This is a genomic window from Acidovorax benzenivorans (assembly GCF_028680575.1).
GTDB lineage: Bacteria > Pseudomonadota > Gammaproteobacteria > Burkholderiales > Burkholderiaceae_C > Acidovorax > Acidovorax benzenivorans.
Genome location: NZ_JAPCKI010000018.1, coordinates 62,894 through 87,372, shown reverse-complemented (window position 1 = coordinate 87,372; position 24,479 = coordinate 62,894). Strand labels below are relative to the sequence as shown.

Genomic DNA, 24,479 nt, shown 5'->3' with positions numbered 1-24,479 from the left:
GAACCTGTGATGATCGATACCTCTCCACCACCTTTTGTCTTCTACCCCGGCACCGCGCCGCTGCTGGTGTCCATGCCCCATGCAGGCACCCATGTGCCTGCGGCGCTCGCGGCACGTTTTACGGACGAGGCCCGCCAGGTGCCCGATACCGACTGGCACATGGAACGGCTGTACGCGTTTGCCAAAGACATGGGGGCTTCCATCCTCGTGGCCACGCACTCGCGTTATGTGGTCGATCTGAACCGCCCGCCCGATGGCGCCAGCCTGTACCCGGGCCAGAGCGTCACCGGCCTGTGCCCGGTCGATACCTTTGATGACACGCCCATCTACGCCCATGGTGACGTGCCCGATGACGCCGAGGTGGCTGCGCGGCGCGATGCGGTTTGGGCGCCGTACCACGCGCAACTGCGCGCCGAACTCGACCGCATCCGTGCCCAGCATGGCGTGGCCGTGCTGTGGGATGCCCACTCGATCCGCTCGGTGCTGCCGCGCTTTTTTGAAGGCAAGCTGCCCGACCTGAACCTGGGCACGGCCAATGGCGAAAGCTGCGACCCGGCGCTGGCGCATGAACTGCTGTCCATTGCCAAAGAGGCCAAGGGTTACACCGCCGTGCTCAACGGTCGCTTCAAGGGCGGGCACATCACGCGCCACTATGGCCAGCCAGAGCAGAACATTCACGCGGTGCAGCTGGAGATGACGCAGTGCAGCTACATGCAGGAGGCCTTGCCGTTTGACTACCTGCCCGACGTGGCGGCAGGCGTGCAGCCGCACCTGCGCCGCATGCTGCAGGCCACGCTGGCCTTTGCGGCAGCGCAATCGGCTTGAAGGGTGCGTCCCTCCAGGGGTTATCGGTGCTAGTATGGGCCGGTCGGTCCGCCATGGACCGCCGTTCGGGCACGCGCTTACGCACCGGCCCGTTGTAGCGGGAGGAGCCGCACGCCATGGACCCCACCGCCTACTACTACATGCCCCTGTTCAAGCCCGGTGCCTTTGTGCAATGGAACCATCAGCGCGAAACCGTGAGCCACGTGGTGGTGCGCCGCAATGCGCTGATGATCTACCTGGTGGGCCACGAGGAGCCCGTGCACCCGGATTCCCTTGAGGTGACGCCTACGGCCTTTCATCTCACGCGCGTTCCAGACAGGTTCTAAGTCACTCCCCGCCGCGCAGCGGAGGGGTAAAAAAGAGTCAGCCGGTCAGCCCGCCGCGCGCGTCGCCATGGCCTCGCCCAGTTGGATGGGCCGTGTGGGGGCCCACTGTGGGTTGAATGGCAGCGGCCCTGCCGGGAACAGCATCACCACGGTGGATCCCAGCAAGAAGCGGCCCATCTCCTCACCCTGCTGCAGGCTGACCTGCCCCTTGGTGTAATCCCACTGCCGCAGCGTGCCCGTGCGTGGCGGGTTGACCTGGCCATGCCACACGGTGGCCATGCTGCCCACAATGGTGGCACCCACCAGCACCAGCACAAACGGCCCCTGGGCCGATTCAAAAAAGCACACCACACGCTCGTTGCGTGCAAACAGGCCCGGCACGCCGCGTGCCGTGGTGGGGTTCACTGAAAACAGATCACCCGGCACATGCACCATGCGCGTGAGCTCGCCTGCGCAGGGCATATGGATGCGGTGGTAGTCGCGCGGGCTCAGGTACAGCGTGGCGAAGTGGCCGTTGTCAAAGCGGGCTGCTGCGGCTGCATCGCCACCCACCAGTGCGGTGGTGGAGTAGGTGTGCCCCTTCGCCTGGAAGATCTGGTCTTTGGCGATGGGGCCAAACTGGCTGATGGCACCGTCCACGGGGCAGATCAGGTCGGCCTGGGCCAGCGGGCGGGCGCCGGGCTTCAACGCACGCGTGAAGAAGTCGTTGAACGATGCGTAGCTGGCAATGTCGGGGTTGGCCGCCTCGGCCATGTTGACGTTGTAGCGGGCGACAAAGCGACGGATCACCGCCGTGGTCAGGCCGCCCAGCCGGGCCGATGCAAACTTGCCAGCCAGTGTGGTCAGTGCCTGTTTGGGCAGGAGGTATTGCGGCAGAACTGCCAGGCGATCAGACACGGGCGAACCCCTCGAAGACGAAAGCGGACGATTCTATCGGCGGGGCAGCGCTGCCCGCACAGGTCATACCCCGAGGTACTGCTCCAGCAACAGCGGCTCCGCGTGCAGCGCGTCTGAGCTCCCGTCAAACACCACCTGGCCCTTGACGAGGATGACGTTGCGGTCGGTGATCTGCGTGACGTGTTTCCAGTTCTTGTCCACGATCACGCTGCTGATGCCGCTGTCTTTGATGAGGCTGCAGATGCGCCAGATTTCGCGGGCAATGAGTGGCGCCAGGCCCTCCGTGGCTTCGTCGAGGATGAGCACATCGGGGTTGGTCATCAGCGCGCGGCCGATGGTCAGCATCTGCTGCTCGCCGCCGCTGAGCTGCTGCCCGCCATGGCCCAGGCGCTCTTTCAAGCGCGGGAAGGTCTCCAGCACACGTTCGTAGGTCCAGTCGCGCTGGCCGCGTGTGCCTGCGCGGGCGGCCATCTGCAGGTTCTCGACCACGCTCAGGTTGCCGAAGATGCCTCGGCCTTCGGGCACGTAGGCAATGCCCAGGCGCGCGACCTCGTAGGGCGGTTTGCCCGTCATGTCGCGGCCCGCTACGGCCACGCTGCCTGCGCGGGGTTTGACCAGGCCCATCAGCGACTTGAGCAGGGTGCTCTTGCCCATGCCGTTGCGCCCCATCAGGCCGATGGTCTCGCCCTGGCCCACGGTGAAATCAATGCCGTGCAGGATGTGGCTGCTGCCGTAGAAGGTGTGGATGCCACAGGCGTCGATCCAGGGCGTGCTCATCTCAGTGGTCCTCCCCCAGGTAGGCGGCTTGTACTGTGGCATCGGCGCGCACCTCGGGCGGAGTGCCGTGCGCAATTACCTCGCCGTTGACCATGACCGTGAGACGGTCGGCCAGTGCGAACACGGCATCCATGTCGTGCTCCACCAGCATGATCGCGTGGGCGGGCTTGAGGCGCTGAAGCAGCTCGACCATGCGCTCGGCCTCTGCCACTCCCATGCCGGCCAGGGGTTCATCGAGCAGCAGCACCTGCGGCTCGGTGGCCAGGGTCATCGCAATTTCCAGCTGGCGTTGCTCGCCGTGGCTCATGGCTCCCGCAATCGCCGTACGCCGGTCTTTGAGGCCAGACAGCTCGATAGCGCTTTCCAGTCGTGCGCTGGTTGCTCTGTTTTTGATAGTGTCTGAGCGCGTGTCCGGCCACCAGCGCAGCGGGTTCCAGGGCTGCTGCGCATCGCGCGACTGGGCCGCCAGGCGCACGTTCTCGTGCACCGTGAGCGGTAAAAAGATGTTGGTCTTCTGGTAGCTGCGCCCCAGGCCCTGGCGCGAGATGCGCTCGGGCGCCCAGCCGGTCACATCGGTGGCGCCCAGCAGCACCTGGCCCGAGGTGGGGGGCAGGTCGCCCGAGAGCAGGTTGGTCAGCGTGGACTTGCCTGCACCATTCGGTCCGATCACCGCGTGGATCTTGCCCCGCCACAGGTCCACCGAGACACCGTTGACGGCAGCCAGGCCGCCAAAGCGCTTGGTCACCTTCTGTGCGGACAACAGGACTTCAGCCATGGAGCGAACCCTCCGGCGCGGCGGACTTGGCCGCACTGCGCTGCGCAAACATGCCCAGCAGCCCGCGCGGCGCGGCCACCACCACCAGCACGATGAAGCTGCCCATCAACAGTTGCCAGTGTTTGCTGATGTCCTTGAATACGTGCAGCAGGTACTCGAAGGCAAATGCACCCACGATGGCCCCCGCAAAGTTACCCATGCCGCCCAGGATGACCATCATGATCGCGTGTGCGCTCATGTGAAATCCCATCAGTTCGGGGTTCACATACCCGGTTTGCGCTCCCCACAGGTAACCTGCCAAGCCCGCCAGCGCACCTGCGATGGTGAAGGCCGTGAGTTTGTAGCCCCGGGTACCAAAGCCCATGGCGCGCATGCGGTGCTCGTTGATGCGGATGCCTGCCAGCGCACGGCCCAGCGGGCTCCACAGCAGGCGGCGCAGCAGCACGTAGACCAGCACCACCAGCGCCAGCGTGAAGTAGTAGAAGGTCTTGCGGCCTTCCAGGTCGAACGGCAGCCAGCCGAAAACGGAAGCATCAGGCCGGAAGTTGATGTACAGCCCGTCCGAGCCACCCAGCACCTTGTTGTCGAAGAAAAGGTAGAACACCATCTGCGCAAACGCCATCGTGACCATGATGAAGTAGATGCCGTGGGTGCGCACCACAAAGAAGCCGATCACCAGTGCCACGAGCCCGGATGCGGCAACTGCCAGCGGCAGCGACCACCACAGGCTGACCGGCATGTCGGCGGGGGTGAGGAAGGCGAGGGCGTAACCTGCCACGCCAAAGTAGGCGGCATGGCCCAGCGACACCAGTCCGGTCACGCCCTGCAGCAGATCCAGGCTCATCGCAAAGATGGCCATGATCATCATGCGGGTGACCATCTGCACATAAAAGTCGCTGCCCACCACCGGGAACAGCAGCAACGCAGCCAGCCCCAGCGCCAGGGCGAACTGCACGCTGCGCGGCAGCACTTCGATATTGGCGCGCGGGGTGCTCATGAGCCGCCGCCGGGCCGCCCCAAGGCGGCGAAGGCCCCCTTGGGGGGCAGCGAAATACACGAAGTGATGAGCTTGGGGGGCATTGTCATTGCTTAAAGAGGCCTTCGGGTTTCCACAGCAGCACGGCCGCCATCAGCATATAGACCAGCATGCCCGCCACTTGAGGCAGCAGCACCTTGCCAAACGTATCGACAAGGCCCACCAGCAGCGCCGCAATGAGTGCGCCGCGCACCGAGCCGATGCCGCCAATCACCACCACCACAAAACACATGATGAGCACCGACGAACCCATGTTGGGATACACGCTGGACACGGGCGCAGCCACCATTCCAGCGACGGCTGCCAGACCCACGCCCAAGGCGAAGACGATGGCATGGATGAGCTTGATGTTCACGCCCAGCGACTCGGCCATGTCGCGGTTGAAGGCCCCCGCGCGGATCTTCATGCCCAGACGGGTTTTGGAGATCAGCAGGTACAGGGCCACGGCCAGTGCGATGCACACGGCTGACATGAACAGTCGATAGACCGGGTAGGAGAGGGTGTCGGTCAGCGGAATCGACCAGTCCAGCATCTTGGGGATGGGCACGCCGTGCACATCGTCGCCCCACAGGATAGAGCGCAGTTCTTCAAAGATGTAGATGAGGCCAAAGGTCAGCAGCACCTGGTCCAGGTGGTCACGGTGGTAGAAGTGGCGAAACAGCAGCCATTCCAGCGCCAGGCCAAACATCACGGCCAGCGCGGCGCCACCCAGGATGGCCAGCGTCAGGCTGCCAAAGTGGCCCGACAGCGAATAGCCCAGATAGGCCCCCAGCATGTAGAAGCTGCCGTGCGCCAGGTTCACCACGCCCATGATCCCGAAGATCAGCGTGAGCCCGGCCGCCAGCATGAACAGCAGCAGGCCGTACTGCACGCTGTTGAGCAGCTGGATCAAGAAGGTGGCGAAGTCCATGAATGTGGTGATGTTGGCGGCCTGCCGATATGGCTGGTAGCCACTGGTGAAAGGGGCATTGTGCGGGGGATGTACCCGTGGAGCTGGTAACTGGCGCGGCCCCATTGAGGGCAGCCGAGCAAGGGCCGCCCCGCAGCGAGGGCTGCGTCCCCCTGCCCGCTGCGCGCAGCGCTGCGAGAGCGGGGGGAAGGCGCGCAGCGCCTCAGGGGGGTGTTATCCCATCCTGCAACCCGCGCCGCTGTCGGCCAGCGCCTTGGCCGCGACCCCGATCACCTTGTTTTCCTTGTTCTCAACCCGGCGCAGATAGATGTCTTGAACAGGGTTGTGGGCCTTGCTCATCGTCCACTTGCCACGCGGGCTGTCGATGGTGGCGCTTTCCATGGCCTTGATGACGGCAGTCTTGGCAGACAGATCTCCCTTGACGGCATTGGCCCCTTGCACCAGCAGCAGGCCGGTGTCGTAGCCTTGCACCGCATACACGTCGGGCTGGCTGCGGAAGGCCTTGGCGTACTCCAGGCGGAATTGCTTGTTGCGCGGCGTGTCCAGCGAGTCGCTGTAGTGCATGGTGGTGATGATGCCGTCGGCGGCAGGGCCCGCGGCGTCGAGCACGCCTTCGGTCAGGAAGCCCGAGCCATACAGCGGAATCTTGTCCTTGAGACCGGCGGCTGCGTAATCCTTGATGAACTTGGCCGCGCCACCACCAGCAAAGAAGCACGCTACGGCATCGGGCTTGAGCGCGGCAATCTCGGTCAGCAGCGCCTGGAATTCGACGTTGGGGAAGGGAAGGCCCAGCTCTTTGATGATGGTGCCACCCGCCTTGGTGTAGCTGTCCTTGAAACCTTCAAATGCCTCATCACCAGCGGCGTACTTCCAGGTGATCCAGACCGCCTTTTTGTGGCCCTTCTCGACCATGGCCTTGCCCAAGGCGAGGGTGGGTTGGGAGTTGCTGAAGGAGGTGCGGAACACGTTCGGGGCGCACAGCGCGCGGGTGGCAGCATGCACGCCCGCGTTGGGGATGAGGTTGAGCACGCCGGTGTCGCGCGCCACTTTCTGAATGCCCATCTGCACGCCCGAGTGCACGGTGCCGATCAGTACATCCACCTTGTCGCGTTGTACCAATTTGCTGGCGTTTTCGACGCCCTTGCTGGGCTCGGACTCATCGTCCACCTTGAACCACTCGATCTCGCGGCCGCCGAGTTTGCCGCCCTGCTGGTCAATGGCCAGTCGTACACCGTTCTCGATGGCAACGCCCAGCTGGGCGAAGGTGCCGGTGTAGGGCAGCATGAAACCCACCCGCACCTTGCCGCTTTGAGCGCGCACGATGGAGGGCAGCAGCAGCCCCGTGGATGCGGCGCCAACGAGGGCTGCACTGCGGCTGATGACGAGGCGGCGAGTGGTCATGGGGGTTGTCTCCTTTGTTTAGGCTTAAAGTAATTTACTGCAAGCGTTCGGTGGTGAATACCTATGGGTTACCCGTACCGGCGGTGGGATTGGGGCTGAGAGCGCGGACCACTGCGACCATGGGGGCTATGCCGTTGACATCCGGCCTACCTGCTGTGGCATAACAATAAGGTGCCATGGCGGCTGATACTGGAGGGAGAAATTGACGCATGAATTAAAATGCATGTTTGCAATTTTTGTGCAGTATAGAGCGTGTTTTCGGGTTGGAGGTGCCGATTCGGGCTTGAGCTCTAGGTAGTTTCCAGAAGCGAGTCGCTTCGCCAGTCCCGACCAGACTCGGATGTGCTCGATGGTGTCGATGGCCTTCCGTGCTCCTGCACCATGGCGGTGCCTGCACAATGGCGCAAGATCATCCAATCAGTCGCTCATTGCAAAGGCGGTCCAGCAGGCCTTTTGCCTTGGGCGTTGTATGGCGGTCCGCATCGTTGCCGTCAGCCCTTTCTGGTGTCGTTTGCGGCCGCATCGCGCTTTTGTTCTGTATGTCTTCTTCTCCTTCCGACTTTTCCCCTTCGACACCGTCCCGCCAGCCATTGGCTGTGCGCCTGGCCGAGTGGCTGCGGCATTTCTGGCCCGCCCCGCTGGGCATCGATGGCCGAGAGCGCCTGCGCTTTGTGGTGGGGGCGGTGGTTGGTGTGCTGCTCACGGCATGGCTTAGCCGCTGGTGGGCACAGGGCACTGGTACTGGCCCGTGGATGGTGGCGTCGTTGGGGGCCAGTGCTGTGCTGGTGTTTGGCATGCCCTCCAGCCCGCTGGCCCAGCCCTGGCCCGTTTTGGGTGGCAGCACCTTGTCGGCGCTGGTGGGGGCGGTCTGTTCTGCGTTGATTTCGGACAAGGCCCTGGCGGGGGCGGTGGCTGTGGGGCTGGCCATCGCGCTCATGGTGCCGCTGCGTTGTCTGCATCCTCCCGGTGGGGCCATGGCGTTGTACGTGGTGTTGACCTCGGGCGATGGGTGGCACCTCGCGGCATTCCCGGTGCTGTTCAACGTGGTGCTACTGCTAGTCGCCGCAGTGGTCTACAACGGTCTGACGGGGCGCCGCTACCCACATCCTCAGCGCGTTGCGGCGCGGGAGGCGGCAAGCCAGGGCGCTTTCACCGCGTCGGACGTGGATGCCGCACTGGCCCACTACAACCAGGTGCTCGACGTGAGCCGGGCGGATCTGGAAGGGCTATTGCACCTGGCGGGCCGTGCGGCATTCCAGCGGACTCTGGGCGAGTTGCGGTGTGCGGACATCATGTCGAGTCCCCCCTACGCTGTGGAGGTGGGAGTGTCGCTCAAGGAGGCTTGGGCGTTGATGCGGTTGCAGCAAATCAAGGCGCTGCCGGTGGTGGATGTCCAGCGCCAGGTCATCGGGATCGTGACAGTGGCCGACTTCATGCGGTTGGCCAACCTGGACACCCATGAGGGGCTGGGGCAGCGGTTGCGCACGCTGGTCATGGGGCGTGGCGGGCAACCCCAGGCAGTGGGCGAGATCATGTCCCACCCCGTTCAGGTGGCGCGCTCGGTGCAGCATGCGATGGATCTGGTGCCGCTCTTTTCGCAGGGCGGGCACCATCACATTCCTATCGTGGATGACGTGGATCACTTGGTCGGCATCATCACCCAGACCGATCTGGTGCGTACCCTGGCCTCTGCGGTACAAGGCCGATAAAAACCGGCGTGTCCGAGGTCTCAAGTAGAGACGCTGCTCCTGCGCCACAGGGTGCACCGGGCGTCTCATAGGCAAAACATAGCTTGTCGCGGTACAATTGACAGGCTTTGCACAGCGCTGACGCCTGTTCATTGAAACCGTCTCCCCGGCCCTCTGCCTGATCTGCGCCCAGGGTGCAGCGACTCCCACCGCCCGCCATGCACCGTGTGTCGAGTTTCGACAACGTTGCAGTTGCCGTGGTGAATGCAAAAAACCGCTCAGGCGCCGACCACAGAACATTTGCTTTGAAGAGATAGAGAAACACATGGCCAAAGAAGAACTCATTGAAATGCAGGGCTCCGTCACGGAAGTCTTGCCGGACTCGCGCTTTCGCGTCACGCTGGACAACGGTCACCAACTGATCGCCTACACCGGCGGCAAGATGCGCAAGCACCACATCCGCATCCTGGCGGGTGACAAGGTGTCGCTCGAGATGTCGCCCTATGACCTGACCAAGGGCCGCATCACTTTCCGTCACCTCGCCGGTCGCGGCCCTGGCCCTTCCAGCCGCTGATCCTGCTGCTCTCGGTCCATGGCAGGCCGAGGGCGGGTTTATAGTTTTTCGGGTTCGTCTCTTGCCACGGTGTGTTCACGCACTGTTGTCCCATTCCGCGATCTCCTCGCCCTGCCACTTTCTAAAAAAAGTAAAAAAAGCAGGCGGTGAGCCAAAAACAGGGGAATTGGCGGGTTAGAATACGAGCTGTCGGAGCGTAGCGCAGCCTGGTAGCGCATCTGCTTTGGGAGCAGAGGGTCGCGAGTTCGAATCCCGCCGCTCCGACCAATGTTTGAAGGCCTTGCAGCAAATGCTGCAAGGCCTTTTTTCTTGCCCGCCTGCCACCGTTCGGTGCCGGGGCAACCGGTTCATCAGTCCCAGCAGGCTCGCCGAATCTACGTACCATTGCGCCTATCGCCGATGGGCCCCCATCCGTACCGATCCTGCCGTGTGCGCGCACGGTGCTTGCTGGTATCTCCATGACCTTCTCCGTGCCTTCTGTCGCCACTGCTGCACTGTCATCACGTCCCCAAGCGCCTGAATCGCCTGCAGTGCAGCGTTACGACGCGGTTGATGCCCTGCGCGGGCTGGCCATGGTGTGGATGACTGTGTTCCACTTTTGTTTTGATCTGAGCCACTTTGGCCTGTGGCCGCAGAACTTTCGTGTGGATCCGTTCTGGACCACGCAGCGCACGCTGATCGTGAGCCTGTTCCTGTTCTGCGCGGGGTTGGGCCAGGCCATCGCGCTGCACCAGGGGCAGGGCTGGGCCAGATTTGGGCGACGCTGGGGTCAGATTGCGGTTTGTGCGCTGCTGGTGTCTGCGGGGTCGTTCGTGATGTTCCCGGCCAGCTTCATCTATTTTGGCGTGCTGCATGGCATGGCGGTGATGTTGCTCATAGCGCGCTGCACGGCGGGCTGGGGGCGCTGGCTGTGGCTCGCCGGACTGCTGGCTGTGGCCTTGCCGTGGGTCGCGCAGCAGCTTTTGACGGGGGTATGGCCCGATGTTGCGCCCTGGTTCAACGGGCGAGCCTTGAATTGGCTGGGGCTGGTGTCCCGCAAACCTTTCACAGAAGACTATGTGCCGGTGCTGCCATGGTTGGGCGTGCTCTGGTGGGGGCTCGCCGCTGGTCAATGGGCCATGCGCGCGCGCACGGGCTGGCTGCAATGGCGATTGCCCGGCGTGCTGAGGCCTCTGGCGACGTTGGGTCGGTGGAGCCTGAGCTATTACATGGTCCACCAGCCGGTGATGATCGGACTGCTGACGGCCCTGGTGTGGGTGATGGGGCGGGCCTGAGCTTCAACCTGCGGAGCTGCAAGACGCATGGTGTTGCGCCCATAAAAAAACGCGACCGAAGTCGCGTTTTTTTGTTGCTAGATCGCTAGATCGGCAGGGGGCCGGTTGACTTATTCCACCTTGGCCTTGGCGCGCAGGTCTTCCTGGAACTTGGCCAGCTTTTGCTGTTGCAGTTGCTGCGCCACTTGAGGCTTGACCTCTTCGAGCTTGGGCAGCTCTGCCTGGCGCACGTCATCCAGGCGGATGATGTGCCAGCCAAACTGGCTCTTCACGGGCGTTTCGGTCATCTTGCCTTTTTCGAGCTTGACCAGCGCTTCGGTGAACTCGCTCACGTAGCTCGATGGGTTGGCCCAGTCGAGGTCGCCGCCCTTGGCGCCGGAGCCTGAGTCCTTCGACTGCTTCTTGGCGATGTCTTCAAACTTGGCACCCTTTTTGATGGAAGCGATGATGGCCTTGGCGTCGGCTTCCTTTTCCACCAGGATGTGGCGGGCCTTGTATTCCTTGCCGCTGTTGGCTGCCACGAACTTGTCGTATTCGGCCTGGACTTCAGCGTCCGTCACAGGGTTGGTCTTCTGGAAGTCGGCGAACAGTTCGCGGATCAGGATGGCCTGGCGGGCCAGGTCCAGTTGGGCCTTGTAGTCGGCCGAGGTTTCCAGACCGCGCTTTTGGGCTTCCTGCATGAAGATTTCACGGGCGATGACTTCTTCCTTGATCTGGCCTTCGATGTCGGGCGTCACTGGGCGGCCCGAGCGTTCGACCTGCTGCTTAAGCGCTTCGACTCGCTCCTTGGGAACCGCCTTGCCGTTCACGATGGCGACATTCTGGGCGGAAACGGGCAGGGCCAACGTGCCCAGCACGGCAGCGGCGACGAGGCCGGACAGGAGCTGTTTCTTCATGCGGAATCCAAAAAAATGAGGGGTTGTTTGCCAGCTGAAATCCGGCAGCTGTTGACTTGGGGCCGGCTCAGAGAACTTCAATGGCGAGGGCGTGAACGCCTTGGTCAATAAATTCTTGCAGCGCATCATACACAAGGCGGTGTTGGGCCACGCGGGAGCGTCCTGTAAAGAAAGGTGACGAAATTCGCACCCGAAAATGGGTGCCGAATCCCGTGCCGTTGGCACCGGCATGGCCTGCGTGGGCGGCGCTTTCGTCCAGCACCTCCAGGTGGCTGGGGGTGAGACGGTCGGCCAGTGTCTGGTGCATCTGATCTGCGAGGCTGGTCATGGGTTTCACGCTCGTTCAGGTGGTGGGCTCGTCGCCCTTGAGGTGGGGCGCAATGTAGATGCCCTGGGCCACCAGGAAGACCAGCGGAAACGCATAGCCCCAGAGCTTGAAGTCCACCCAGGCCTCGGTGCTGAAGTTCATCACCACGTAGGCGTTGATGGCTGACATGAAGGCGCAGTAGATGATCCAGGCCACGTTCAGCCGCTGCCATACGGTGTCGGGCAGATCCAGCTGGCTGCCCAGCAGCATCTTGAGGAAGTTCTTCTTGAGCGCCCACAGTGCCACTGCCAGGGCGATGGACATCGCTCCGTACAGCACGGTGGGTTTCCACTTGATGAAGCGGTCGTCCTGCAGCACCAGCGTGAGGGTGCCAAACAGAAGGATCAGCACCAGCGTGACCTTGTGCATGGTCTGCAGGCGCCGGTCGATGGCGTAGATGATGGCCATCTGCAAGGCAGTGGCCGCCATGAGCACCGCAGTGCCCACATAGATGCCGTAGAACTTGTAGGCCCCGAAGAACAGCAGAATGGGAAAGAAATCGATCAGAATTTTCATGGGGTCAGCAAAGAATCCGAGGCTTTAGCGGTCGCCTGACTCAAAGTCCAGCGATGCCGAGTTCATGCAATACCGCAGCCCGGTGGGTGCTGGGCCGTCTTCAAACACGTGGCCCAGGTGCGCCCCGCATTGTGCACACACCGTTTCGGTGCGGACCATGCCGTGGCTGCGGTCCACAATTTCGGTGATGGTGCCTGGGATGGCTTCGGAGAAGCTGGGCCAGCCGCAGCCCGCATCGAATTTGGTGGCCGAGTCGAACAGTTTGGCGCCGCAGCAGATGCAGTGGTAGCTGCCGTCGGCCCAATGGGCCTCGTATTTGCCGGTGAAAGGGCGCTCGGTGGCCGCGTGGCGCGTGACCTGGAAGGCCACAGGTTCGGCGCCTTTCTCACGCAGCACGGCTTGCCATTCGGCGTCAGTCTTCTGGATGGGATGGGTCATGATGAACAGCTGATCTCGATGGAAGACGCCCAGTCGGGCGGGAAGGCGGCGTAGGCGTCATGCCCCGGGTGCTCGTCAAACGGGCGCTCCAGCAGCCGCTGCAGGGTTTGGAGTTCACCGAAGTCGCCAAGTTTCGCAGCACGGATCGCCTGTTCGCCCAGGTGGTTGCGCAGCACGAACTTGGGATTGGTTTTGAGCATCAAATCGACCTGATGCGCCCGATTCATATGCCTGAAATGCTCTGAATATGATAGCAACCACTGGTCAAAGCCAGCGCGGTCGGCAAACAGGTCGCGCACGGGCTCCCAGTCGCCTGCACCGACGGCATGCGACAGGCGCCGCCAGAAAATGGAGTAGTCCACCCCGTTCTGGGCCAGCAGCAGCAAGATGCCGTCGATGAGTGCGCCATCGCCGTCGCTTGCTTCCAGCAGCCCCAGCTTGGCGCGCATGCGGGCCATGAAGGCATCGGGGAACACGGTTTTGTAAGACTCCAGCGCCTGCTTGGCCAGCTCCTGGTCGCCGATCAGGGGCAGCAGCGCCTGCGCCAGGCAAAACAGGTTCCAGTACGCCACATTGGGCTGGCGGTTGTAGGCGTAGCGGCCTTGGGAGTCGCTGTGGTTGCCCACATGGCCGGGCACAAACGCGTCGAGGAACTGGAAGGGCCCGTAGTCAATGGTCAGGCCCAGGATGCTCATGTTGTCCGTGTTCATCACGCCATGGCAAAACCCCACGGCCTGCCATTGCGCCATGAGACGGGCAGTGCGCTCGCTAACGGCCTGCAGCAGGGCTGCGTAGGGGTTGCCCGCCAGGCCGGTGCTGTCGCGGCATTCGGGGTAGTAGCGGTCGATGGTGTAGTCGGCCAGCGTTTGCAGCGCGGCCTCTTGGCCGTTGGCTGCAAAGTGCTCAAAGTGGCCAAAACGCACAAAGCTGGGTGCCGCGCGGGTGACTACGGCGGCGGTCTCGATCTCTTCGCGCCGCACGGAGGCTGGTGAGCCCGTGATGCACAGGGCGCGCGATGTTGGCACGCCCAGGCCATGCATGGCTTCGCTGCACAAAAACTCGCGGATGCTGGAGCGCAGTACCGCGCGGCCGTCGCCCATGCGTGAGTAGGGCGTGCGGCCCGCGCCCTTGAGCTGGACCTCCCACCCTGTGGCTGTCTCGCCGAGCAGGATGGCGCGGCCATCGCCCAGCTGGCCCGCCCAGACGCCAAACTGGTGCCCGCTGTACACGCTGGCCAGGGGGCGAGAGCCTGCCAGCAGGCGGTTGCCGGTGAAGGCCTGCAGGGCCTCGTCGCTGCGCAGGTGGGCTTCATCCAGGCCCAGCAGTTGCGCCACAGCCGGGCTGGTGCCCACCCAGTGGGGTGTGGCCAGGGGAGTAAGGCGCAGTTCGGTGAAAAAGTCGGGGCCCAGCGCGGCAAAGCGGTGGTTCCAGGCCAGGCCGAGGTCAGTGCGGGTGTCGCTGTCGGCAGTCAGGGTCATGGGCCCGATTGTCTCGCAGGCGGGATGCCCCGGCGCCCACAGGGCCATGGTCGGGCGCCGGGGGCAGCACCCTGGCTGCTACAACGACGCCATGGCTCCCTGTGCAGCCAGGCCTGCCGCTGGCTGCAGCAGTTGCTGGCGGTACTGGCCCGGTGGCATGCCAAACCAGCGCTTGCAGGCCCGAAACAGGTTGCTCTGGTCGCTAAACCCCAGCTGGTCGGCCACCTCGGCCAGGCTGCGGCGCGGGTCGGCCAGGTATTGGCGGGCCAGCTCGCTGCGGGTGTCGTCCAGCAGTTGCTGAAAACTCACCGACTCGGCCTGCAGCCGGCGCTGCAAAGTGCGATCGGTGAGGTGCAGGCGCGCGGCCACATCCTCGCGGCGGGGTTCACCGAGGTGCAGCATGCGCGATATCTCGGTGCGCACCTTGGCGCTGACCAGTGACTGGCCCAGCTGCCCCAACTCGGCTTCCACCAGTTGTTCGTGCAGCGCCCATAGGCCGGGGTTGTGGGTAGGAATGGGCTGCAGCAGGTCGGCTTCGGCCATCAGGAAACGGTTGATGGGCTGGCCAAAGCGGGGCAGCACACCAAACGCAGTGCGGTGCCGCGCGTCGTCGGTCGGCGCTGGGGTGATCAGCTCAACGGCCAAGGGCGTGAGGTCGCGCCGTGTGAGCCAGTCGCACAGCGTCAGCAGAGTCAGCACCGCAAACTCCACCCGCTGCCGCGGAATGGGGCGTGACGCGCCAATGTGGTTGAGCACCATCCAGTACCCACGCGGGTCACGCTCCATCGAAAACGTGGTGGCGTCCGAGATCAGCGCCATGTGCCGGTCCAGGTGCTTGAAGCCTTCGAGCAGGTTGGGCCCCGAGGCCAGCGCGTGTCCCACCAGGTCCAGTTTGCCGTAGCGCGCGGCGAGTTGGCGGTCCAGGCCCAGCCCTGGCCGGTCATGGTGCCGCGCTGCTGCCTCCCACAAACGGCTGACCCGATCCACGTCCACGCGGGTGTGGGGGTGCTGCAGGCTGCCCAAGTCGATATCGGCCTGCGTGCACAGCGCCTGCACCGGCAGTCCTTCGGACGCAAACAGTTCTGCAATGCCGCGCACCCAGGCGGCCGAGCTGGTGCGCTGCGGCAGCGGGTTCATGGGCAAGCCCCCGTCTCAGGGTTAACGCGCAGGTGGTGTTCTGAAGTCACTGTTTTGGTGTGGTTGCGATAGTGGGCTGTGGGCCAGGCGTTCCCACAATCGGCGCCGAGGTTGGGCCCAGGCGCGAGTGTGATGCGTTCCGGCGGCACGACCCATTCCTGAAAACCCCGAAGGAGACAAACAACATGGCCCATTTTGCAAAATGCCTGCGCTGGAGCGCGGCGTGGCTTGCTGCCGTGATGACCACGGCGTGTGGCGGCTCTGGCGGCACGCCGCCCGAGTTGCGTGAAACCCGTTACGGCACGGTGCGTGGCACGGACGACAGTGCCACCAGTGGTACCTACGCCTGGAAGGGTGTGCCCTATGCCCAACCCCCGGTAGGCGCCCTGCGCTGGCAGCCGCCTGCAGAGCCCGCCGTCTGGACGGGCGAACGCAACGCCACCCAGTTTGGCAGTGCCTGCCTGCAGATGGGCCGCATTTACGGCCCGGGTGCCAACAACCGCTTTGACGACACCATCGGCCAGACGCTCAACACGCCGCTGGGCAGCGAAGACTGCCTGACCCTCAACATTTGGCGCCCGGCCTCCCAGCAGGACAACCTTCCGGTGCTGGTCTTCATCCACGGTGGCAGTGCCATCTCGGGCTACACCGCCGACCCGGTGTACGACGGTGCGGCGCTGGCCAAGTCGGCCAACGCCATCGTGGTCACGGCCAACTACCGGCTGGACGTGCTGGGCTATTTGCAGCTGCCCGCCCTGCACGCGGGCAACAGTGGCGGTAGTGCCGGCAGCGCCTACACCGGCAACTATGCGTTGCTGGACATCGTGCAGGCACTACGGTTCGTCCAGGGCAACATCACCCGTTTTGGCGGCAATGCGGGCAACGTCACGTTGATGGGGCAGTCGGCTGGAGCCATCAATGCATTGGCGCTGCTGACGGCGCCACAGGCCAGCGGGCTGTTCCACAAATTGGTGCCAATCAGTGGCGGAATCTCCCTGGCATCCAATCTGCCTGCCGGCTCCATTCCCACACTCAACCCAGCCGCCCGCTACGCCACACAGGCCAGCCAACTGCTGGCGCACCTGGCCGTGGCCGACGGCCTGGCACCTGCGTTGCCTGAGGCGCAGACCCTGGTGGCAGGCTGGACTCCGGCGCAGGTGGCGGGCTATTTGCGCGGCAAGGATGCTCGGGTGATTTTGCAGACGGTGCTGGCGAAGGGGCTGACTGGCTCCGGCCCGATCCCGGATGGGGTGGTGGTTCCGTCCGATCCGATCACGGAGATTGCGGCAGGGCGTTATCAGAAGGTGCCGGTCCTGTCCGGCTACACGGCCGAGGAGGGCAAGCTGTTTGCACCCTTCCTCGTGCTGCTCGGCGGCAAGCCAGGCATGAAGATCAACGATGCCGATCGCTTTGCGATGATGCAGCGCTTTGACCCCAACGCGCCTCCCACGCTCACCGTTGCGGACATCCTGGATGCGTCCTACCTGCCCGTGACAGCCCCCAGCACCGGCTACAACGCACGCACCCAGCTGCTGGGCAATGTGTTCATTGGCGCCAGCCGCGACAACTTGCTGAACGCCCTGCGCAGCCAGCAGAGCAACGTGTGGAACTACCAGTTCAACTGGGCCCAGCAGCCTGTGCCCTGGAACGATGTGTATGGTGCGGCCCACGCGTTTGACCTGCCGTTTGTGTTCGGCAACTTCGGCCCCTCGGTGTTTGCCAAGGCGACCAACAGCATGGCCAACCAGCCGGGGCGCCTGGCGCTGTCGCGGGCCATGATGGACAGCCTGCGCGCCTTTGTGCACACCGGCGATCCCAACAACGCCACGTTGGGTCAGACCTGGCAGCCATGGCCCCGCAAGATCATCTTTGACGCGGACCAGAAGGCGGCGCGGCTGAGCGTTCAATGAGGCCCTGGCTGCTTGTGCTGCGTGGGTCTTGGCTGAGTGCGGGCGGTCAGTGCGCCGCCGTGGCGGCGAGGTACGCGTTCAGCGCTTCGTCGTCCACGATGGCCACGCGCCCGAAGTCCAGCGACACGATGCCCATGCCTTCCAGCGAGCGCAGCACCTTGTTCACGGTCTGCCGCGACAGGCCCACCAGCTGGCCCAGCTCTTCCTGCGTGAGGTTGAGCCGCCGGGTGCTGCGCCAGAACAGGCGGCTGAGGTACAGCGCCACGCGGTGCTCAGTGGACTGGGTGCGCCCGGCTTCGATGATGGTCATGGCCTGGCCCAGCCGCATGTTCAGATGCAGCACCAAAAACTGGTTGAACGCCAGGCTGGTTTCGCGCAGCGTGGCAAACAGCGGCAGGGGCAGGCACAGCAGGGTGGTGGGGCGCAGCGCCACCACGTGGTACCGGCGGGGCTCCGGCTTCATGGCCGAGCCCTCGCCAAACCATTCGCCGTCAGGCACGCCGATGAAGGCGGACGACCGGCCCTTGCTGGCAGGGCTTTGCAGCATCACCAGGCCCGACAGCACGGCATGCCAGCCCTGCACGGCGCTGCCAGCGGGCATCATCACTGCACCCTTGTCCGCCTGCTCGACAAACACCTCTTCGCGCAGCCGCTCCTGCATGGTGGCGGGCAGGCCTGCGAACCAAGGCTGGGCGGCAATGAATCGCTGGGCAGAGGGAGCGGCGCTGAGCATGGACCTGATTGTCGCTGCAGCGGTGCTGGTGGTTCAGGGTATTCCCTTGCCCTTTGTCAGTGGGACGACAAGTGTTGGCAGCCATGCCAGTCGGGCGCACACTCCGCTGCTGCTATCGGGGTTGGCAGGCTGTACGGCCATGCTGCCGTCGAGGCGCAGCCAGTGCGGTGGCGCGGCTTGCATAGGTTCACCGCAGTGGCGTGGCATGCGGAAGCACGACGCGAGTGACACCCCGAAGCCAGTACGCGCGCTACGATGACCATTTCATTCACTACAACATCCAAGGAGTATTCATGCTGGGCTTGATGCAGAGTCAACCGTTGCTGATTTCGTCGCTGATCGAATTCGCCGAACGCCACCACGGCGATGCCGAAATTGTGTCCCGGCGGGTGGAGGGTGACATCCATCGCTACACGTACCGGGACCTTGCCGCACGTGCCCGCCGCCTGGCCAATGCGCTCGACGAACTGAAGCTCCAGTTCAGCGACCGGGTGGCCACACTGGCCTGGAATGGCTACCGCCACATGGAGATGTATTTCGGCGTCTCGGGCTCGGGTCGCGTGCTCCACACCGTCAACCCGCGCTTGCACCCCGACCAGATCGCCTGGATCATCAACCACGCAGAAGACCAGGTGCTTTGTTTTGACACCACCTTCCTGCCCCTGGTGCAGGCGGTGCATGCCAGGTGCCCCACCGTCAAGAAATGGGTGGCCCTGTGCGATGCTGACAAATTGCCAGCCGACACCGGCATCCCAGGCCTGACCAGCTACGAGTCCTGGATTGGTGCGCAGTCTTCCGACTACGCCTGGCCTGAGTTTGATGAGAACTCCGCATCGAGCATGTGCTACACCAGCGGCACCACGGGCAACCCCAAGGCAGCGCTGTACAGCCACCGCTCCACCACGCTGCATGCGTACGCCGCTGCGCTGCCCGATGTGATGTGCCTCTCGGCCCGCGACTCGGTGCTGCCCGTGGTGCCCATGTTCCACGTCAACGCTTGGGGCATTCCGTACTCGGCCGCGCTCACAGGCTGCAAGCTGGTGTTCCCCGGCCCGGCGATGGACGGTAAGTCGATCTACGAACTCATCGAAGCAGAGAAGGTCAGCTATGCGGCGGGCGTGCCCACCGTGTGGCAGATGATGCTGGGCCACATGAAGCCGGCGGGCCTCAAGTTCTCCACGCTGCGCCGCACGGTGATCGGCGGCTCGGCCTGCCCGCCCGCGATGATCCATGCGTTCAAGGAAGACTACGGCGTGGAGGTGCTGCACGCGTGGGGCATGACCGAGATGAGCCCGCTGGGCACGCTGTGCACTTTGAAGAACAAACACCTGCTCATGTCCAAGGATGAGCAGATGAAGATCTTGCAAAAACAAGGCCGCGCGATCTATGGCGTGGACATGAAAATCGTGGGTGGCGACGGCAACGAGCTGCCCTGGGACGGCAAGACCTATGGCGATCTGCTGGTCAAGGGCCCATGGATCGTGGGCAGCTACTTTAAGGGCGAGGGCGGCGATCCGCTGGTGCGCGACACACAGGGGCGCGGCTGGTTTCCCACCGGTGACGTGGCCACGATCGATGCTGACGGCTTCATGCAGATCACGGACCGCAGCAAGGACGTGATCAAGTCCGGTGGCGAGTGGATCAGCTCCATCGACATCGAGAACATTGCGATGTCCCACCCCGCGATTGCCATGGCCGCCTGTGTGGGCATGCCGCACCCCAAGTGGGACGAACGCCCCATCGTGGCTGTGGTCAAGCGGCCAGGGACAGAGGTGACGCGCGAGGAGCTGTTGGCCTTCTACGAAGGCAAGACGGCCAAGTGGCAGATCCCGGATGACGTGGTGTTCGTCGATGCCATTCCGCTGGGCGCCACCGGCAAGATGCTCAAGACCAAACTGCGCGAGCAGCTCAAGGATTACAAGCTTCCAAGCCTGTGATCAGAGCGGGGCAATGCACATGCGCGCATCGCTTGCGAGCGCCATTTTCTGCACTGCCCCAGGCTGGTGCGCGCTCGGGGGAGCGCTGCGCCAGTCACGTGTGCGACGCTGGTAGGGGCAATCCCTGAGCATCGCTTTGTTGCAACGCGGTACGCTGCGTTGTGTCGATTTACAAGGAGACAAAACCATGAAGTTCGCTATTAAGGCTGTAGCAGCCTCGGTAATATTGGCAAGCGCTGGCGGGGCCTTCGCTCAAAAGGGCGAGACAGTGAAGATCGCCTGGCTCGACCCCCTGTCTGGCCTGATGGCAGCCGTGGGAACGAACCAGCTCAAGAGCTTCCAGTTCATCGCTGAAGAGTTCAACAAGAAGAACTCTGCAGGTGTCAAATTTGAAATCATCGGCATCGACAACAAACTCAGCCCCCAGGAAACCACCAGTGCCCTGCGTTCGGCCATGGACCAGGGTGCGCGCTACGTGGTGCAGGGCAACGGCTCGGGTCCAGCGCTTGCCATCATGGATGCGCTCGAAAAGCACAACGCACGCAATCCCGGCAAGGAAGTTGTGTACCTGAACTATGCAGCCGTAGACCCAGACCTCACCAACAGCAAGTGCAGCTATTGGCACTTCCGTCTGGATGCCGATACCTCCATGAAGATGGAAGCCCTGACGACCTACATGAAGGACCTGCCCGAGGTCAAGAAGGTCTACCTGATCAACCAGAACTACTCGCACGGCCACCAGGTCTCCAAGTTCGCCAAGGAGATGATGCAGCGCAAGCGCCCCGACGTGCAGTTTGTGGGCGACGACCTGCACCCGCTGGCCCAGGTGCGCGACTTCTCGCCCTACATCGCCAAGATCAAGGCGTCGGGTGCCGACAGCGTGATCACCGGCAACTGGGGTTCTGACCTGGCGCTGCTGATAAAGGCCGCCAACGACGCGGGCCTGAACAACGTCAACTTCTACACCTACTACGGCTCCGTCACCGGCAGCCCCACCGCCATGGGCGCCGCTGCTGCAGGCCGCGTGTACATGGTGGCCTACGCCCACATGAACCTGCCGGGCGAGCTCAACAAGATCGTGGTGGACTACAAGAAGAAGTTCAACGACGACATGTACACCGGCGCCGTGTACCACGCCTTCTCCATGCTGTCCGAGGGTTTCGTGAAGGCTAAGTCCACCGATCCCGTCAAGGTGGCTGCAGCGCTTGAAGGCATGAAGTTCAAGAGCTTCAACGGTGAAGTCGAGATGCGCAAGACCGACCACCAATTGCAGCAGGGCCTGTTCATCTCCAAGTGGGAAAAGGCGGGCGGCAAGAACCCCATCGACTCGGAGAACACCGGCTACACCTTTGTGCCGCTGAAGTACTACGAGCCCTATGTGGCCAGCACGCCCACGTCGTGCCAGATGAAGCGCCCCTGATCCGGCGCTGGCGCAGAGAACTCGTTCTTGGTCGCCAGAACTTCGAGGCCCGACCTACTCGGGCCTTTTTTTTCCCTCCGTGATGAAAAATTCCAATGAATCCTGAGTTTTTCGTGATCTCTTTGCTGAACGGTGTGAGCTACGGGCTCCTGCTGTTCATGCTGAGTTCCGGCCTCACGCTGATCTTCAGCATGATGGGCGTGCTCAACTTCGCGCACACCAGCTTCTACATGCTGGGTGCCTATTTCGCGTTCACCATCTCCGGGGTGATGGGCTTTTGGCCCGCGCTGGTGCTGGCACCGCTCGTGGTGTTTGTGCTGGGGGCCGCGTTCGAGCGCTACGCCCTGCGCCGGGTGCACAAGTTCGGCCATGTGCCTGAGCTGCTGGTCACGTTCGGGTTGTCGTACCTGATCCTGGAAGTGGTGCAGCTGGTCTGGGGGCGCTCCACCGTGCCTTACGGCCTGCCCGAGCAATTGCAGGGCCCGCTGTTCTCTCTGTACGGCACTCAGTTTCCCAAGTCGCGTTCGTTTGTGATGCTCCTGGCGCTGCTGATGCTGTTGTCGGTGTGGCTGTTGCTTACCCGCACCCGCATTGGCCTGGTGATCCAGGCGGCCCTCAAGTACCCAGAAATGGTGGAAGCGCTAGGCCACAACGTGCCGCGCGTCTTCATGCTGGTGTTTGGTGGCGGCGCCGCGCTGGCGGGCCTTGCAGGCGTGATCGGTGGCAACACCTATGTGACCGAACCTGCCATGGCAGCGTCGGTGGGTTCCATCATCTTCGTGGTGGTGGTGGTGGGCGGCATGGGCTCGCTGGCGGGGGCTTTCATCGCCTCGCTGCTGATCGGCGTGGTGCAGACGTTTGCGGTGGCGCTTGACTACTCGCTGATCCACGTCTTCAAGGCCGTGGGCGTGGCAGTGACCGACCAGACCTTCGGCTATCCCTTGCTCAAGCTCACGATTTCCCAGGTCGCACCCATCCTGCCGTACCTGTTCCTCGTGCTGATCCTGATCTTCCGCCCCAAGGGCCTGTTGGGCACGCGGGAGGACTGATGCCATGAATTCAACCACTCATCCTGTTTCTGGTGCCACGTCGCACTACCGGTTCAAGCCCTGGAATGTCGGGCGCTTCGTCATCTGGACGCTGTTTGCTGCCGTACTGATCGTGGCGCCCATGCTGTTTCGCAGCAGCCTGGCGCTGACCATGCTCTCGCAGATTGGCTACCTCATCATCATCTGCCTGTCCTACAACATGTTGTTGGGGCAGGGCGGCATGTTGAGTTTTGGCCATGCGGTGTACACCGGCCTGGGCTCGTTCATCGCCATCCACGCCATGAACATGGCCGGCAAAGGCAGCTTCAGCATTCCGCTGGTGCTGATCCCCATCGTGGGCGGGCTGGCGGGGGCGTTCTTTGCCATCCTGCTGGGCTTTGTCACGACCAAGAAGTCGGGCACCACGTTTGCCATGATCACGTTGGGCATTGGCGAGTTGGTGGCTTCGATGGCGTTGATGTTTCCCGAGTTCTTCGGCGGCGAAGGCGGCATCACCACCGATCGTGTGTACGGCCAGTCGTTCTTCGGCATCACCTTCGGGCCAGCCATTCAGGTGTACTACCTGATTGCCGTGTACTGCTTCGTGTGTACGGCCGCGATGTTTGCCTTCACCGGCACGCCACTGGGCCGCATCCTGAACGCGGTGCGCGACAACCCCGAGCGTGTGGAGTTCATCGGCTACAACACGCAGCGGGTGCGCTACTTCGCCTTCATCATCGCGGGCTTCTTTGCCGGCATTGGTGGTGGCCTGGCCACGATCAACTTCGAGATCGTGACGGGGGCTGACAGTCTGAACGTTGTGCGCTCGGGCGGCTACCTGCTGTTCACGTTTCTGGGCGGCGCCACGTTCTTCTTCGGCCCCATCATCGGTGCGGTGCTGTTGGTGCTGGCATCGGTGCTGCTGTCCGAGCTGTCCAAGGCCTGGCTGCTGTACCTGGGTCTGGTGTTCCTGTTCATGGTGATGTACGCGCCCGGTGGCGTGGCCAGCCTGATCATGATGAACCTGCGCCTGGCCAAGTTCGGCAAGCTGCGCCAGTTGTGGACCTCGTACCTGGCGCTGGGCGGTACCGCTCTGGTGGGGGTGATGGGGGCGGCCTGCATGATCGAGATGACCTACCACCTGCAGCTCAATGCGGCGCTGGGGTCAGAGCTCACCTTCCTGGGGGCCACGCTCAATGCCAAGGGCTTTACCAGCTGGTTTGGCGCGGTGTTTGTGATGGTGACGGGCTTTGCCCTGTTTGAACTCTGCCGCCGCCAGTTTTTGCGCCAGTGGAGCAGGATTCAGGAAGAAATAGAACATGAAATCAAGCGCGGGGAGGCTTTGTAACCATGGCGGCTGACAACGCAACCTATGCGCTTGAACTGCGCGACTTGCGCAAGAGTTTTGGCAAGACCGAGATCATCCGTGGCGCCAACCTGGCGGTGGCGCCGGGCGAACGGGTGGCCATCATCGGCCCCAACGGCGCGGGCAAATCCACGCTGTTCAACCTGATCAGTGGGCGCTTTGCACCCACCAGCGGGGATGTGATCCTGAACGGCCAGCGCATCAATGGCATGGCGCCGTACGAGATCAACCGGCGCGGCCTGTCACGCAGCTTCCAGATCACGAACATCTTCCCCAAACTGAGCGTGTTTGAAAACCTGCGCTGCGGCGTGCTGTGGAGCATGGGCTACAAGTACACGTTCCTGCGTTTCCTGTCGAGTCTGCATGACGCCAACGAGCGTGCCAAGCAGCTCATGGAGATGATCAAGCTCGACAAGAAGCGCGACACGCTGGCCATGAACCTCACCTATGCCGAGCAGCGCGCGCTGGAGATTGGCATCACCATCGCCGGTGGTGCCAATGTGATCCTGCTGGATGAGCCCACGGCCGGCATGAGCAAGACCGAGACCTCGCGCTTCATCCACCTCATCAAGGAAGTGACCGAAGGCCGCACGCTGCTGACGGTGGAGCACGACATGGGCGTGGTGTTTGGCCTGGCCGACAAGATCGCCGTGGTGGTCTATGGCGAGGTGATTGCCTTTGACACCCCCGACAAGGTGCGCGCCAACCAGCGCGTGCAAGAGGCCTATCTGGGCTCGGTGGTTGCGGACGAGCAAGGGGCAGGACACTGA

At 63.2% G+C, this 24,479-nt stretch carries 24 protein-coding genes and 1 tRNA gene; 12 read left to right on the top strand and 13 right to left on the bottom strand.

Going from position 1 to position 24,479, the window contains the following annotated elements; all coding sequences use genetic code 11:
• The first annotated feature begins 9 nt into the window (after positions 1-9).
• Together hutG and OIN59_RS21775 are read left to right on the top strand one after the other, a co-directional pair.
• On the top strand, positions 10-825 hold the full coding sequence (gene hutG, locus OIN59_RS21780) for an N-formylglutamate deformylase (RefSeq protein ID WP_274113800.1): 816 nt from the start codon (positions 10-12) through the stop codon (positions 823-825).
• A 116-nt stretch (positions 826-941) separates the two neighbouring features.
• Positions 942-1,151: a hypothetical protein gene (locus OIN59_RS21775; RefSeq protein ID WP_274113798.1), complete on the top strand. Its 210-nt coding sequence runs from the start codon at positions 942-944 to the stop codon at positions 1,149-1,151.
• A gap of 45 nt (positions 1,152-1,196) precedes the next feature.
• Here the strand turns inward: OIN59_RS21775 and asd are convergent, their stop codons facing one another.
• The 6 genes from asd to OIN59_RS21745 all read right to left on the bottom strand — a co-directional run bounded on the left by asd (position 1,197) and on the right by OIN59_RS21745 (position 6,947).
• Positions 1,197-2,048: an archaetidylserine decarboxylase gene (gene asd / locus OIN59_RS21770; protein ID WP_274113796.1), complete on the bottom strand. Its 852-nt coding sequence runs from the start codon at positions 2,046-2,048 to the stop codon at positions 1,197-1,199.
• A 63-nt stretch (positions 2,049-2,111) separates the two neighbouring features.
• The gene (locus OIN59_RS21765) at positions 2,112-2,825 is read right to left on the bottom strand and encodes an ABC transporter ATP-binding protein (RefSeq protein ID WP_274113794.1); all 714 of its coding nucleotides are present in this window, start codon (positions 2,823-2,825) and stop codon (positions 2,112-2,114) included.
• Position 2,826: 1 nt separating this feature from the next.
• A complete protein-coding gene (locus tag OIN59_RS21760; RefSeq protein WP_274113792.1) occupies positions 2,827-3,600 on the bottom strand; it encodes an ABC transporter ATP-binding protein in 774 nt (257 codons plus the stop codon).
• Positions 3,593-4,597 (bottom strand): branched-chain amino acid ABC transporter permease, encoded by a 1,005-nt coding sequence (locus tag OIN59_RS21755; protein ID WP_274113790.1) that lies wholly within the window; start codon positions 4,595-4,597, stop codon positions 3,593-3,595. Before OIN59_RS21755 ends, OIN59_RS21760 begins: the two co-directional genes overlap by 8 nt.
• An 85-nt stretch (positions 4,598-4,682) precedes the next feature.
• Entirely contained in the window at positions 4,683-5,546 is an 864-nt protein-coding gene (locus OIN59_RS21750) for a branched-chain amino acid ABC transporter permease (RefSeq protein ID WP_274113789.1), read from the bottom strand.
• Positions 5,547-5,759: 213 nt separating this feature from the next.
• A complete protein-coding gene (locus OIN59_RS21745) occupies positions 5,760-6,947 on the bottom strand; it encodes an ABC transporter substrate-binding protein (protein ID WP_274113787.1) in 1,188 nt (395 codons plus the stop codon).
• Between the two features lie 539 nt (positions 6,948-7,486).
• Here OIN59_RS21745 and OIN59_RS21740 point away from each other — a divergent pair.
• The 4 genes from OIN59_RS21740 to OIN59_RS21725 all read left to right on the top strand — a co-directional run bounded on the left by OIN59_RS21740 (position 7,487) and on the right by OIN59_RS21725 (position 10,483).
• A complete protein-coding gene (locus OIN59_RS21740; RefSeq protein ID WP_274113785.1) occupies positions 7,487-8,656 on the top strand; it encodes an HPP family protein in 1,170 nt (389 codons plus the stop codon).
• Between the two features lie 304 nt (positions 8,657-8,960).
• The gene (gene infA, locus OIN59_RS21735; protein ID WP_063460522.1) at positions 8,961-9,209 is read left to right on the top strand and encodes a translation initiation factor IF-1; all 249 of its coding nucleotides are present in this window, start codon (positions 8,961-8,963) and stop codon (positions 9,207-9,209) included.
• A gap of 190 nt (positions 9,210-9,399) precedes the next feature.
• Positions 9,400-9,476 (top strand) — tRNA-Pro (locus tag OIN59_RS21730).
• Between the two features lie 191 nt (positions 9,477-9,667).
• Positions 9,668-10,483 (top strand): DUF1624 domain-containing protein, encoded by an 816-nt coding sequence (locus OIN59_RS21725; protein ID WP_274113781.1) that lies wholly within the window; start codon positions 9,668-9,670, stop codon positions 10,481-10,483.
• Positions 10,484-10,593: 110 nt separating this feature from the next.
• On the opposite strand, the gene OIN59_RS21720 is transcribed toward OIN59_RS21725, so the two are convergent.
• The 6 genes from OIN59_RS21720 to OIN59_RS21695 form a co-directional block, all read right to left on the bottom strand.
• On the bottom strand, positions 10,594-11,379 hold the full coding sequence (locus tag OIN59_RS21720) for a peptidylprolyl isomerase (protein WP_274113780.1): 786 nt from the start codon (positions 11,377-11,379) through the stop codon (positions 10,594-10,596).
• A gap of 67 nt (positions 11,380-11,446) precedes the next feature.
• Positions 11,447-11,707 carry a BolA family protein gene (locus tag OIN59_RS21715; RefSeq protein ID WP_274113848.1) on the bottom strand — a complete coding sequence of 87 codons (261 nt, stop codon included), beginning with the start codon at positions 11,705-11,707 and terminating at the stop codon, positions 11,447-11,449.
• 15 nt (positions 11,708-11,722) lie between these two features.
• Complete coding sequence (locus tag OIN59_RS21710; protein ID WP_056645317.1) at positions 11,723-12,262, bottom strand: septation protein A; 540 nt, start codon at positions 12,260-12,262, stop codon at positions 11,723-11,725.
• A gap of 24 nt (positions 12,263-12,286) precedes the next feature.
• Positions 12,287-12,700 carry a peptide-methionine (R)-S-oxide reductase MsrB gene (msrB, locus tag OIN59_RS21705; RefSeq protein ID WP_274113776.1) on the bottom strand — a complete coding sequence of 138 codons (414 nt, stop codon included), beginning with the start codon at positions 12,698-12,700 and terminating at the stop codon, positions 12,287-12,289.
• Entirely contained in the window at positions 12,697-14,178 is a 1,482-nt protein-coding gene (locus OIN59_RS21700; protein WP_274113774.1) for a protein adenylyltransferase SelO, read from the bottom strand. Before OIN59_RS21700 ends, msrB begins: the two co-directional genes overlap by 4 nt.
• Positions 14,179-14,256: 78 nt before the next feature.
• Entirely contained in the window at positions 14,257-15,315 is a 1,059-nt protein-coding gene (locus OIN59_RS21695) for an AraC family transcriptional regulator (protein ID WP_274113771.1), read from the bottom strand.
• A 185-nt stretch (positions 15,316-15,500) separates the two neighbouring features.
• Here OIN59_RS21695 and OIN59_RS21690 point away from each other — a divergent pair, with 185 nt between their 5' ends.
• Positions 15,501-17,225: a carboxylesterase/lipase family protein gene (locus OIN59_RS21690; protein ID WP_407655130.1), complete on the top strand. Its 1,725-nt coding sequence runs from the start codon at positions 15,501-15,503 to the stop codon at positions 17,223-17,225.
• 46 nt (positions 17,226-17,271) lie between these two features.
• On the opposite strand, the gene OIN59_RS21685 is transcribed toward OIN59_RS21690, so the two are convergent.
• Positions 17,272-17,958 (bottom strand): Crp/Fnr family transcriptional regulator, encoded by a 687-nt coding sequence (locus tag OIN59_RS21685; RefSeq protein WP_274113769.1) that lies wholly within the window; start codon positions 17,956-17,958, stop codon positions 17,272-17,274.
• A gap of 293 nt (positions 17,959-18,251) precedes the next feature.
• On the opposite strand from OIN59_RS21685, the gene OIN59_RS21680 reads away from it, so the two are divergent.
• The 5 genes from OIN59_RS21680 to OIN59_RS21660 all read left to right on the top strand — a co-directional run bounded on the left by OIN59_RS21680 (position 18,252) and on the right by OIN59_RS21660 (position 24,479).
• Positions 18,252-19,895 carry a 3-(methylthio)propionyl-CoA ligase gene (locus OIN59_RS21680; protein ID WP_274113767.1) on the top strand — a complete coding sequence of 548 codons (1,644 nt, stop codon included), beginning with the start codon at positions 18,252-18,254 and terminating at the stop codon, positions 19,893-19,895.
• Between the two features lie 187 nt (positions 19,896-20,082).
• Positions 20,083-21,315: a branched-chain amino acid ABC transporter substrate-binding protein gene (locus OIN59_RS21675; RefSeq protein ID WP_274113765.1), complete on the top strand. Its 1,233-nt coding sequence runs from the start codon at positions 20,083-20,085 to the stop codon at positions 21,313-21,315.
• A gap of 95 nt (positions 21,316-21,410) precedes the next feature.
• On the top strand, positions 21,411-22,364 hold the full coding sequence (locus tag OIN59_RS21670; RefSeq protein WP_274113763.1) for a branched-chain amino acid ABC transporter permease: 954 nt from the start codon (positions 21,411-21,413) through the stop codon (positions 22,362-22,364).
• Positions 22,365-22,368: 4 nt separating this feature from the next.
• Positions 22,369-23,691 (top strand): branched-chain amino acid ABC transporter permease, encoded by a 1,323-nt coding sequence (locus OIN59_RS21665; RefSeq protein WP_274113761.1) that lies wholly within the window; start codon positions 22,369-22,371, stop codon positions 23,689-23,691.
• Positions 23,692-23,693: 2 nt separating this feature from the next.
• Complete coding sequence (locus tag OIN59_RS21660) at positions 23,694-24,479, top strand: ABC transporter ATP-binding protein (RefSeq protein ID WP_274113759.1); 786 nt, start codon at positions 23,694-23,696, stop codon at positions 24,477-24,479.

Coding starts and splice junctions, on each gene's coding strand:
- hutG (WP_274113800.1), top strand. CDS start 10: ATGATCGATACCTCTCCACCACCTTTTGTCTTCTACCCCGGCACCGCG.
- OIN59_RS21775 (WP_274113798.1), top strand. CDS start 942: ATGGACCCCACCGCCTACTACTACATGCCCCTGTTCAAGCCCGGTGCC.
- OIN59_RS21765 (WP_274113794.1), bottom strand. CDS start 2,825: ATGAGCACGCCCTGGATCGACGCCTGTGGCATCCACACCTTCTACGGC.
- OIN59_RS21760 (WP_274113792.1), bottom strand. CDS start 3,600: ATGGCTGAAGTCCTGTTGTCCGCACAGAAGGTGACCAAGCGCTTTGGC.
- OIN59_RS21755 (WP_274113790.1), bottom strand. CDS start 4,597: ATGAGCACCCCGCGCGCCAATATCGAAGTGCTGCCGCGCAGCGTGCAG.
- OIN59_RS21750 (WP_274113789.1), bottom strand. CDS start 5,546: ATGGACTTCGCCACCTTCTTGATCCAGCTGCTCAACAGCGTGCAGTAC.
- OIN59_RS21745 (WP_274113787.1), bottom strand. CDS start 6,947: ATGACCACTCGCCGCCTCGTCATCAGCCGCAGTGCAGCCCTCGTTGGC.
- OIN59_RS21740 (WP_274113785.1), top strand. CDS start 7,487: ATGTCTTCTTCTCCTTCCGACTTTTCCCCTTCGACACCGTCCCGCCAG.
- infA (WP_063460522.1), top strand. CDS start 8,961: ATGGCCAAAGAAGAACTCATTGAAATGCAGGGCTCCGTCACGGAAGTC.
- OIN59_RS21725 (WP_274113781.1), top strand. CDS start 9,668: ATGACCTTCTCCGTGCCTTCTGTCGCCACTGCTGCACTGTCATCACGT.
- OIN59_RS21720 (WP_274113780.1), bottom strand. CDS start 11,379: ATGAAGAAACAGCTCCTGTCCGGCCTCGTCGCCGCTGCCGTGCTGGGC.
- OIN59_RS21715 (WP_274113848.1), bottom strand. CDS start 11,707: ATGACCAGCCTCGCAGATCAGATGCACCAGACACTGGCCGACCGTCTC.
- OIN59_RS21710 (WP_056645317.1), bottom strand. CDS start 12,262: ATGAAAATTCTGATCGATTTCTTTCCCATTCTGCTGTTCTTCGGGGCC.
- msrB (WP_274113776.1), bottom strand. CDS start 12,700: ATGACCCATCCCATCCAGAAGACTGACGCCGAATGGCAAGCCGTGCTG.
- OIN59_RS21700 (WP_274113774.1), bottom strand. CDS start 14,178: ATGACCCTGACTGCCGACAGCGACACCCGCACTGACCTCGGCCTGGCC.
- OIN59_RS21695 (WP_274113771.1), bottom strand. CDS start 15,315: ATGAACCCGCTGCCGCAGCGCACCAGCTCGGCCGCCTGGGTGCGCGGC.
- OIN59_RS21690 (WP_407655130.1), top strand. CDS start 15,501: ATGGCCCATTTTGCAAAATGCCTGCGCTGGAGCGCGGCGTGGCTTGCT.
- OIN59_RS21685 (WP_274113769.1), bottom strand. CDS start 17,958: ATGCTCAGCGCCGCTCCCTCTGCCCAGCGATTCATTGCCGCCCAGCCT.
- OIN59_RS21680 (WP_274113767.1), top strand. CDS start 18,252: ATGCTGGGCTTGATGCAGAGTCAACCGTTGCTGATTTCGTCGCTGATC.
- OIN59_RS21675 (WP_274113765.1), top strand. CDS start 20,083: ATGAAGTTCGCTATTAAGGCTGTAGCAGCCTCGGTAATATTGGCAAGC.
- OIN59_RS21670 (WP_274113763.1), top strand. CDS start 21,411: ATGAATCCTGAGTTTTTCGTGATCTCTTTGCTGAACGGTGTGAGCTAC.
- OIN59_RS21665 (WP_274113761.1), top strand. CDS start 22,369: ATGAATTCAACCACTCATCCTGTTTCTGGTGCCACGTCGCACTACCGG.
- OIN59_RS21660 (WP_274113759.1), top strand. CDS start 23,694: ATGGCGGCTGACAACGCAACCTATGCGCTTGAACTGCGCGACTTGCGC.